Here is an 11,284-nt window from a genome sequence, read left to right on the forward strand (position 1 = left end):
AGTCAATCCCTTACCACCTGTAGATCACGTTCAGTATGAACAACCAACCTAGAAAAATCAAGGAGTGATTACATTGACAGAAGATAAGAAGATCTATGACATAACAATTATTGGCGGCGGCCCAGTTGGCTTGTTTACAGCGTTCTATGGCGGAATGAGGCAAGCAAAGGTAAAAATCCTAGAAAGTCTTCCTCAATTGGGAGGACAGCTTTCGGCTCTTTATCCCGAAAAATTCATTTATGATATAGCTGGATTTCCAAAAGTAAGGGCGCAGGAATTGATAGAGAATTTAAAAGAACAAATGAAAGTATTCGAACCAACCATTTGTCTTGAAGAAGCGGTTGAACAGATGGAAAAGCAAGCAGACGGAACATTTAAGATCACCACAAACCTCGATACTCATTTTTCTAAATCAGTTATCATTACTGCTGGAAATGGAGCCTTTCAACCCCGTAAACTGGAATTGGAAGATTCAGCACAGTTCGAAAATAAGAATTTGCATTATTTCGTGAATGATATGAACCGATTTAAAGGAAGAAAAGTGGCGATTCTAGGCGGTGGGGATTCTGCTGTTGATTGGGCCCTTATGTTAGAGCCGATTGCTGAAAAGGTAACATTGATACACAGAAGAGATAAATTCCGTGCCCATGAACATAGTGTAGAAAAATTAGTGAATTCCTCTGTTGAGGTCAAAACACCTTTTATTCCCTCCGAACTGGTTGGAGCAGATCAAATTACTCAAATTGTTTTAGAACATACAAAGACTCAACAAAAAGAAGTGGTTGACGTAGATGATTTAATTATTAATTACGGCTTTGTCTCTTCTCTTGGAGCGATTAAAGAATGGGGTCTAAACATCAATAAAAATGCAATTATCGTTAATTCCAAACAAGAAACGAACATTTCAGGCATTTACGCGGCCGGGGATATTTGTACGTATGATGGAAAGGTTAAATTAATTGCTTCCGGATTTGGAGAGGGTCCTACGGCAGTTAATAATGCCAAAGCCTATATTGATCCAATGGCGAAAGTTCAGCCGTTGCATAGTACTTCCTTATTTGGTTGATATATTTGGCAACAAGACTTTTCTGAAGAAATGAATGAAAAAGCACGTAGCGAGACTCCAAAATAAAAAGTGATGGATAGGGGTCTCGATAGTCCTGATTTTAATGGAGATGAAACTTAAAGCAGATATCGAGGCTTTACAGGTTTTGTTGCCTAATGAACTAACAGGTTTGATAGTTCAGCAAAGGAGACAGGATAAGATGACTGAAAAATAAAAGTCGAATTCCTTCACGGTTAGGAATTCGACTTTTTGGTTAGTTTAAGTAACGCCCCTATAGCGATTCTTCACAATATGAATCTATGTAAGTAAAAGATTGAAATGAGCGTGCTTGTTTATGGTGAATAATAGTTTGCTTTTTAACAAAATCCCCGGTTATTCTGCCACGACATGTGGCCTGTTCGGCTTTACCTTTGGTGAAATAAGATCCCATTGCCCCTATGATGGCAAGAATAATTGATTGCTGAATCGATCGGGACAACAAAATATTCAAAATGGCAAGTAGTATGCTTTTTTACCATTGCAATGGATATGATTAAACTAGAATGGATTTCTGGGAAATACCGACCAATTAAAGATAGGTGATACCTAATACGAAATCTTAAACAATACGGTTCGTAATTTTTCGATAACGGGTATCTAATCTAAACTAATTCAAATGTTCCTTTTATCAACGGAACACCCTTTTCTACCATAACTTGTCCTCTTGCCATTACAGTGCTAATTGCCAAAGTTTCCTTTTGCAATAGTACGATATCTGCATCCTTCCCGGTTTGGATACTGCCCTTGTTTGATAGTTTCAGCACTTGTGCGGGATTCGTGGTGATGACCTTCAGTGCCGTTTCAAGGGGGATTCCTTCTTCTAAAACTGAATCACGCACTTCCTGATATAGCGAAGATACTTTTCCCACTTGAAGGCCTGCATACTCCCCATGGCTGTTGAAAAACGGAAGGCTGGCCTGTCCGTCAGAAGAGAAGGTTATGTGTCCGACTGGTATCCCTTCTTCAAGCATCATCCGCAAGGCAATGCTGCACTTCACTTCGCCTTCATCCAGAAACTGAGGAATGGTGCTTGTTGTAAAGTCTACGTACCCGCCGCGCTTAGCGTAATCAATTCCCGCCTTGAATAATTCTTCATTTCGGTTGATATGTGTCGGATGGAGCTGCCGAATCGGAATGTTGGTTTTATCAGCAATTGCATGTAACAATGAGAGCTCGCCATCTCCGTCTCCTACATGAACTTCTAAAATACCTGCTTTTCCTGAGAGAATACCGCCGTTGCGTGCCGCTGCGGCGATTTTGGTCAACTCTTCAAAAGTGGGTTCCGATGATCTATGGTCGGAGATGGCAATCTCCCCGACACCGATGATTTTGTCGATGAAAATAAGGTCATCTTCGATTTTTCCTGTCAATGTTTTTACTGGCACTTGGTAGGAACCTGTATGAATGAAGCAGGAAATACCCTCTTCTTCAAGCGCCCGGGCCTTGGCAAGCAGGCTTTCCATTCTACGAGTAGTTCCGTCCGTACCGAGCAAGCCGACCAGGGTTGTAATACCGGAAGTCGTAATATCCGTAAGCATCAGCTCGGGGGTGCGGGTTTTGAATCCGCCCTCACCGCCTCCGCCAATAATATGAACATGTGAATCTATGAAACCTGGAACAACTAAAAGATTGGTAGCATCAATGATATGAATAGGAGCAAAGTTGTCAGGAATCTCGATTCTGTCATCGATGAATGCAATTTTATCATTAGTGATCAAAACGTCTTTCCGTCCTAAGTAATTGGGTGAGTATATCTCGCCATTTTTGATTAAAGTTAGCAATGCGTTTCTCCTCCTGTAATTAATTCGTGATTTTTATCAGAATGGACCATATCCGATGAAGTGAGCCATGATGACGGCTATTAATCCGATGAGATATTGAATGAGTACCAGGGGCAGGATCCATTTCGCCCATTTTGTCCAAGGTATGCCTGCAATTGCCAAGCTCGCCATCAAGGTGGTAGCGGTCGGGAAAATCATATTTCCAATTCCGTCCGCAAAAGAGAAAGACAACACTGCAGTTTGACGTGTAATATCCAATAAGTCAGCGAGCGGGACCATAATTGGCATGGTCAACATCGCATGACCGGTTCCGGAAGCTAGAATAAAATGAATGAGAGTTTGGAAGCTGTACATGCCGGCAACGCTTAAATAGGCCGGAATATGCTGAATAGCTTCAGATATTTGATGGAGCATAGGGTCGACGATATGTCCCTCATTCAATACAACAAGAATGGCGCGTGATACGCCAATAATTAAAGCACCGCCCAGCAAGGCTGCAGATCCATTGGTAAAGGAGCTGACGATGTGATCCGCAGACAATTTTCCGATGATTCCAATGACAATTGTCAATATAATGAATAAGGCAGCGATTTCTGTCATGTACCATTGGAACTTGATGACTCCAAACGCCAAGACGATATAGTTAATTAAGAAACTGCCTAAGATGAACTTATGTCTCGCTGTTAACTTCACGCTTGATTGCAGCAGTTTTTTCGATTCTTCTTTTGTATATTTTCCATAGATTCCGATGGAAGGATTTTTCTTTACCTTCATTGCGTAACGATGGATATAAAGCACGGAAACAAGGTAGACGATAAAAAATAAAATAAGGCGCAACCCTATTCCTGAGAACATCGGCAATTCAGCAATTCCTTGCGCAAGTCCTACTGTGAATGGATTCATGATGGCAGTCGTGAACCCGGACAATGCCCCAACAATGACGATGGCTGTTCCTGTAATTGTATCGAATCCTAGAGCCAGCGCCAGCGGAATGATAAGAGGAAGATATGCTAGTGTTTCTTCCGCCATTCCCATTAAGGAGCCGCCTGCAGCAAAAAACAACATCACGACAGGAATTAATAGCTTTTCACGTGTCGCCAACTTCCGAGCCATAGTGGCGATAAGCACATCAACCGTCCCTGTTGCTCTTAAAACACCGAAAAACCCTCCAATAATCAACAAGAAAAAGATGATATTACCGGCTTCAACCATTCCTGTGTGAATAGCTTTTATCATATCGAACAATTCCACTGGTGCAGATTCTATCCATTTAAAAGAAGTGGCGTCAACAGTTGTCCGTCCATCTGCTTCGATCCGTGTATATTCCCCGGCCGGCAAAATGTAAGTAAATAGGGTTGCTATTGCGAGAATGCAGAGCAGCAATACAAAAACATTGATTTTTCTCTCTTTTTCCCCCGCTGTTTCCAGCAAAACAGCTTTCTCTTCTAATCGGCTCATAAGTGTCTCTCCTTTGTATTTAAAATGAGTGCATGGAACTAATATGCTTACAAAATATTGCCGGCCTTTCGCCTATCTTCCGTTTTTCTAGTATTCTGCTGTTTCCCTCCTTTTCAAAACCTTTGACACGTCAACTGACGTCCATGTCAATATAGATAAATGCAAAAACTGTGCCAATATGGGGTAATTGATTTTTATGAAAACTTAATGGTTGAATTGAAGTTTTAGGTCTTTATTGGTTCTTTTTGGTGATATAATAGTACCAATTAAAGACAGGTAGGTGTTTTTTATGTCAAAATCCTCACTTACACTTATAGCGGGAAGCTCAAAAACAAAGGAAGCCTTGCAGGAGCAACTGGAACAATTGCTTGGAGACTATGTGCATGTCAAAAGCCATTCTACCGATGAGGGAATACCTCGTTCTCTGGGAGACGGAATTATCTTGTATTCATCAGATGCCGCTTATGATAAGAAAGAGGGAAGATATAGTGTAAATCCTGAGAAAGTAATCGTGGGAAAGAGAACGGTTAATCATGAATACATCGACAAGCTATTAAGAATACCAGCGGGTTCGGCCGTTCTTTTGGTGAATGATGATGACGATGCAACTATAAACCTTATTGAATCCTTATATCAGCTTGGTGTCGATCATGTTCAATTTATCCCTTTCAAAAAGGGGATATTATTTTATGAGAATGTCCAAATAGCCGTTTCACCAGGAGAAACTCACCTATGTCCCTCTTACATAAAAGAAGTAATCGATATAGGTGTGCGCCTCTTCGATATAACAACAATTTTGGACGTTGTAGAATACTGTGGTTTACACAAGGATATATCCTCGAAGATTTCAGAAAGGTATATTAGCAATATCATTGAATTACAACGTAAGCTGTTATATGCAGAGCGTGATGCCAAGCAGATGAGCGATCATATCCAAAATGTGTTGGGGACTGTGGATGACGGCATATTGGTCGTTAACGAGGAAGGGCTGATAACGGTATTCAATAACCAGCTTGCAGCATTATTCCATGTTGATGCAAAAGATGTGGTTAATCAGTATCTGGAGCATGTATTGAAGCGCCGGGATATTATCGATTTCATCATGGAAAGTAATGATGAAAACAAGTTCTTCAACATAGACGGTGTGGATGTCGTAATTTTCCGATTGCAAATGATGAAGGAAAATACAATCGTCGCAACCTTCAAAAGCGTGCATCAAGCCTTCGAAATAGAAAAGACTGCACAAAGAGAAATGCGCAATCAAGGCTTTTATTCAAAATACCGCTTTGAAGATATTATCGGCGAGAATGAAGTAATGAAAGAGCGTAAGCAGATTGCCAAGAAGCTTGCCTTGTCTGAGCATCCGATTTTGATCCAGGGAGAGACAGGAACAGGAAAAGAGCTGTTTGCCCATGCGATTCATGAGCATTCATTGAGAAAGAATGGGCCGTTTCTAGCGGTCAACTGTAGCGCTTTAACAGAAACTTTACTTGAAAGTGAATTGTTTGGTTACGAAGAAGGGGCATTTACAGGAGCACAAAGGGGAGGCAGGAAAGGACTGTTTGAAATGGCGGATAATGGGACTATCTTTTTAGATGAAATTGGTGACATTAGTCTCACCGTTCAATCCCATCTGCTTCGCGTGCTTCAGGAGGGTGAAATCCGCAGAATTGGCGGCAAGAGAATCATTCCCATAAATGTTAGGGTGATCACCGCGACGAATAAAAATCTTCATGATAAGATGCGGGACGGTTCATTCAGAACAGACTTGTTTTACCGTTTGAATGTACTCAATCTTTACATACCGTCACTTAAAGAGAGAAGAGCGGATATTCCACTTTTGATAAAGCATCTCATCACAAAAAGCGGGAAGTGGGTAAAAGTAGAGCAAGACGTTCTGGAGTATTTCATGCAATACGAATGGCCCGGCAACATAAGGGAACTTAAAAGCACGATTGATTATATGCTGACGGTTTGTGAGGGGAGTGTCGTGACGAAGAGTGATCTTCCGTTCATGCACGGGCATGCGGAAGACGGTGTTACGGCAGATTATCCCGTATGTGAAAGTATGCTGGAAATTCAGGAGCGCACTTTCATCTTGGAAGTAATCAAGCAATACAACGATAAAGGAAAAGCGGCAAGCAGAGAACTGATTTCTGGTCAGAGTCAAGGATCGGGCTTTGTTTTGTCCCCTCAGCAAATCCGTCGCCGCCTGGATATTTTGGAAACCGAAGGATTCGTCGTCAAAGGCAGAGGAAGGGCCGGCACTAAGATTACTGCAGAGGGTATGGAGTATTTATATTTTCTTAAGTCAAAGCAGGCTATGCCTGGATATAATTAGTCACTAAGATTACCGTGTCATGCAATATTACAACAGTGGAAATGGCAGTGTTGTTGTCATGGGGGACGGTTCGCAATCTTTTGATGTAGAGGAAGTCCATAACATCATGAAACAGTACCTCAGCCGACCCTATGTATGGGGAGGCAGGACACCAGCAGTAGGAGGATTTGACTGCAGTGGGCTGCTGGAATATGCCTTTGCACAGGTAGGCATGGATATATGTACGGGACAGCTCAATCGCAGTACAACAAAACAAAGCCGGTTTCTGAAGACAAAATAAAACTGGATGACCTCATTTTTTTCTCCACCTATAAGCCAAGGGGCTTCGCACGTTGGCATGTATGTGGGGAACGGTCAATTTATCAATGCCAATAGCAGTGGTGGTACTTCTTATTCGTCCGTTGAAGAATGGAAAAACTTATATCCCTTCCTAGGTTTTTAGACGGATCTAGAAATGAGGGTGCAGGGCATGGAGCCAACCCAAAAGAAAAATCCATTATGCTTAATGATGGTATTGGTCGCTGCTGCTTTGGTTATGTACATTTTCGGTTTGCGGTCACAGCTGCAAGAAGTTAGAGCCAACCAGGGGAACTATGAAGAACAGATTCAATCCCTATTCTCTACTCAAAACACGGATGCCTTAAAGATGAATCGTGAGTTTCTCGAAAGCTTTTTCACCTATCAAACCACTGCCGAACGATATAAAAAGGTTGAACCATTCATGACTGATCAAGGATTCAAAGCGACCCACCCTTCCGGAACAGAACTTCCGGATTCGGAAGTTCTGTGAAGTCGTCCATGATGGACCTGAGGCCATTTGAATATCAGACCTCTAAAACGGAAGCTGAATTTTTAATGAAATAAAACTTAAGACTGAATTTAATCATGTGGCTGCAACCGACACGGTTATCGTTAAAACTTCGCTCATTTTTGTGAAAGAGCAAGGCTGGAAGGTTGATGATGTTGAGTTCATTGGTCAATTAACTGGACGTGAAAAATAATTCATAAGGGACTTTTTTATATTCGGACCCTTTATATGATTGCGACGTTCAATCCATACCATATATTATCCTTTTCTTCGGAGTATGATTGGCAACAAAAATACCGATTAAAATAATCGTTGCACCAATATATTCTTGCATGACCATCTTTTCACCAAGAAATAGAAAGGCAAAAATTGCTGCGGTAATTGGTTCTAACGAAAAGATAAAGCCAGTATTTTCAGGTGTAGTGTAGTTTTGCGCTATTGATTGAACGACAAATCCAAAAGCAGAGCAAATGATTGCTAAACTGACAATGGCTGCCCAACTGACAGCACCTATCGGCCATGAAAATGGCTCAAAAAGTAATGATGCAATTAGCCCCAGTATCCCCGTAAACCCAAGCTGAAAAATTCCAAGCTGAAAGGCATCAACAGTTCGTGCAAAATAATTATTTGCTACAATATGGATGGCATATAAGAAGGCTGTTAATAAACAATAAATTATCCCTATTTCAAAAGTGAATGAATCTTTCAATGAAAGCAAAGTGAGTCCTGTGAACGTAATTAGAGTGCCAAACATAACTTTACGCACTGGAAATCTCCTTTTAATGACAATCATAATCAAAGGAACAAAAATAACAGTTGTCGTAATTAAAAACCCCGCTGTTGAGGCACTGGTAGTTTGCATTGCAAAGCCAAATGTAGCAAACACACCACATAATATAGTACCTAAAATCGCACTCGCTTGGATCGTTTGCCGATGCACGTGCCGTATTTTTTGAAAAAACAATAGAGCCATTACAATGAATGCAATAATAAACCGAAATGCGACAAGCATAAATGGCTGCACTTCACCTATGCTGAACTTCGTAAATATATAAGATGAACCCCATCCCATTGTAACGAAGACTAATAGAATATTAGCTTGTTTTTGTGTCATGTCAATCTCCCTCTCTATATAAGTGGTATAATCGTAGCATCCCTTTTGTTATTAGGGAAACGAATGTTTTTAATAAAACTATTAGATTTACTAATATAGAGGTGATTAACATGAATGCATATTTCGCACTTCTTGCGGTACTTGAAACGGGTAGTTTTACAAGTGCAGCAAAACAACTTGGTTATACGCAATCAGCTGTCAGTCAGCTTGTTCATACAGTAGAAGCTGACTTGGAAACGCAGCTTATCATTCGTTCACGGACAGGAGTAACACTGACACCAGATGGAGAGCAATATTTACCGTTTATTAGAAGTATTTGTAATGCAATTAGAGAATTACATGAAAAGAAAAAGGAAATGCAAGGGTTAGAACGAGGGACTATTCGAATTGGAACATTTTCGAGTGTGGCATGTCACTGGTTACCACAATGGATGAAGGAATTTAAAATATTGTATCCAAATGTCCAATTTGAAATTCATTTAGGTGATTATACGGATATTGAAAATTTTATTAAAGAAGGGGTAGTGGATTTTGGCTTTGTGAATCCAGATTCAGTGACACAACTCGAAATGATTCCTATTCAACAAGATGAAATGCTTGCGTGTTTACCACCAAACCATCATTTGGCAATGCGTGATAAAGTACTATTACAGGAATTATTAGAGGAACCTTATATCTTATTAGATGAAGGAGCTGTTAGTGAACCTCTAAATGTATTTCATCGACACCAATTTGAACCGAAAATCGAATATCGTGTACAAGATGATTATGCCATTATGTCCATGATTGAGCAGGAACTAGGTCTATCGATTTTGCCTTCATTAATATTAGAACGTTTACAATATAATATTGTAACAAAATCGATTGAACCTCAAGTAATGCGGACTATTAGTATAGCTTATAAAGAGAAAAATATTTTACCGATTACAAGTCGATATTTCATTGACTTTATTGTAGCGAAAGGAACGGATTCAGTTATTTAAGAACGATAATTTTAATAAAATGCTATTTCACAAGTTGCAAAAGAGTGATCAAAAGATGAGCTATTAAGGAACTAATCTGAATATTACAAGTAATATATTGCAGGCGTTCCTGGAGCTTGCCGTGGAAAAAGTGACGATCATCGACCGTGGTATTGACGGAACAAATGCTTCAAAAATGGTGTAACGGAAAAAGTATCACTAAAGTTCGGTGTAAATGTGCTTAATGGCTTAATTACTTAAGAATTTGTAAAATATCTTGGTTATAACTATGTAACAGTTGAAAAAGAATCAGCGGTTAACTAATTATATATGTATATTTTTATCCCCCCATGATGGCCTTCTTGGGGGGTCTTATGTTAATCGCCCTATAAGAGATTAGAAAATCAAATCGTGGTTCTTATCATTACCAATTGCATGTTCATAATTTTCTTCGCTACCATATCCTATAGGTGGATTGACAACACTAAATCAAACAACTTTTTTAAGGGTTATCTTTTTAAATTCTAGAGGCCTTACGTAGCCTATAGTTGAATAAAAGAAATTAATAATAGTAGAACTTATTAAGTTAACAGGTGCGTTAGTCTAAGATCGGGACTGTCTTTAAGGCTATTTTTCTTATGAAACTAAAGGGGCAGGTTTGTTGAAGAAGGAGTACTTTAACCAACCCTAGAATAAATAACAAATTGAATTTTTAATGTAGGCTAACGGGTGCTTGGGAACAAGATGATTGTCACTGCGGCGGTTTTTTTCTTATCCACTAAAGTGCAGTTTAACGCAGCCTCAGGATTAAACTTATGTTCGTTTTGGATTTTAGTCTAATCTCAGTATGAAGAACGCTAACCGAAATGATTAATGTTCTATACATGATGGATGAGAACATTCAGGTGGCGGATATCTGGTGATCACAGTATTCGATTCAAAAAAACGATCTCTGATTATGCGAAAGCACAGACGCTTTTAAAGTAAGACTGAACGATACGATTACGAGGGTCAGTCACAGTATTTTAATATAGAGTTGGAGTCGGAGGAGAACAATGGAAGTTAACAATATCTCTTAAAGCAACCGAATAATTATTCCATCTTCCGCCGAAAAACCTATATCCATAAACTCTTGATTCCCCGACAGTCGTCAAATAAAACCAGAAATTGTCTCCGTTTCTAAGCCACAAGTAGGTAAAACGATACAAACAATTTTGAAGACCCCAGGGACCCAGGGCAGATGGCATTTGTCGTGTATATACCATAATTCGAGGTTCACTCCTTATTGAAAATAGACTTATATCCAAGTTTATGTTCAGGGTCAAAGCTCGGATTGGATGTATGCCTAGTAGCCCATCTAAATTCAAATATGATTGAAGAAGCTTATATGAAATTGTTTAAGGATAGGCAACTATTTTTATTGAGAACGGTATCTCTAATCCAAAGGAAATTATGAACAGTTTAAATAAGCCCTGGAGTTGTTCAACTAACGGGTGCGTTCGTATTATAAGGTTAGCCAGTTTTTACTGGTTGACCTTTTTTTAATAGAATCTATTATATCAGTAGCCAGGGTAGGACGTACGGGTGCGTGGGACTCGATCCCGTGAACTAAACTGTCCTCCCCCTACTTGTAGAAACATGTTTGAGGCTGGTTGGGACGTAGATCTCGTATAACAAGCGAAGCTATGACACTACATGGAGGACTAGGGGTACTG

The 11,284-nt window shown here is 39.9% G+C and carries 7 protein-coding genes and 1 pseudogene; 5 read left to right on the plus strand and 3 right to left on the minus strand.

Annotated features, from left to right (window positions below; translation table 11 throughout):
• The first annotated feature begins 73 nt into the window (after positions 1-73).
• Positions 74-1,066 (plus strand): NAD(P)/FAD-dependent oxidoreductase, encoded by a 993-nt coding sequence (locus BW986_RS17005; protein WP_076369027.1) that lies wholly within the window; start codon positions 74-76, stop codon positions 1,064-1,066.
• Between the two features lie 641 nt (positions 1,067-1,707).
• Here the strand turns inward: BW986_RS17005 and iadA are convergent.
• Together iadA and BW986_RS17015 are read right to left on the minus strand one after the other, a co-directional pair.
• Positions 1,708-2,886, minus strand: coding sequence for a beta-aspartyl-peptidase (iadA, locus tag BW986_RS17010; protein ID WP_076369028.1), 1,179 nt, complete (start codon positions 2,884-2,886; stop codon positions 1,708-1,710).
• A 36-nt stretch (positions 2,887-2,922) separates the two neighbouring features.
• Positions 2,923-4,344 (minus strand): YfcC family protein, encoded by a 1,422-nt coding sequence (locus tag BW986_RS17015; RefSeq protein ID WP_076369029.1) that lies wholly within the window; start codon positions 4,342-4,344, stop codon positions 2,923-2,925.
• Positions 4,345-4,633: 289 nt separating this feature from the next.
• Between BW986_RS17015 and BW986_RS17020 the strand changes: the two genes are divergently transcribed.
• From BW986_RS17020 to BW986_RS17035, 3 genes and pseudogenes are all read left to right on the plus strand, one after another.
• On the plus strand, positions 4,634-6,685 hold the full coding sequence (locus tag BW986_RS17020) for a sigma-54 interaction domain-containing protein (RefSeq protein WP_076369030.1): 2,052 nt from the start codon (positions 4,634-4,636) through the stop codon (positions 6,683-6,685).
• A gap of 106 nt (positions 6,686-6,791) precedes the next feature.
• Positions 6,792-7,127 (plus strand): annotated as a pseudogene (locus BW986_RS30785) (C40 family peptidase).
• A 27-nt stretch (positions 7,128-7,154) separates the two neighbouring features.
• Positions 7,155-7,475, plus strand: coding sequence for a hypothetical protein (locus BW986_RS17035; protein WP_076369032.1), 321 nt, complete (start codon positions 7,155-7,157; stop codon positions 7,473-7,475).
• A gap of 259 nt (positions 7,476-7,734) precedes the next feature.
• Here BW986_RS17035 and BW986_RS17040 read toward each other — a convergent pair whose 3' ends face one another.
• Positions 7,735-8,607 (minus strand): DMT family transporter, encoded by an 873-nt coding sequence (locus BW986_RS17040; protein ID WP_076369033.1) that lies wholly within the window; start codon positions 8,605-8,607, stop codon positions 7,735-7,737.
• 110 nt (positions 8,608-8,717) lie between these two features.
• On the opposite strand from BW986_RS17040, the gene BW986_RS17045 reads away from it, so the two are divergent.
• Positions 8,718-9,590 (plus strand): LysR family transcriptional regulator, encoded by an 873-nt coding sequence (locus tag BW986_RS17045; RefSeq protein WP_076369034.1) that lies wholly within the window; start codon positions 8,718-8,720, stop codon positions 9,588-9,590.
• Positions 9,591-11,284 lie beyond the last annotated feature (1,694 nt).

The organism is Peribacillus simplex (genome assembly GCF_900156045.1).
Lineage (GTDB): Bacteria > Bacillota > Bacilli > Bacillales > DSM-1321 > Peribacillus > Peribacillus simplex_D.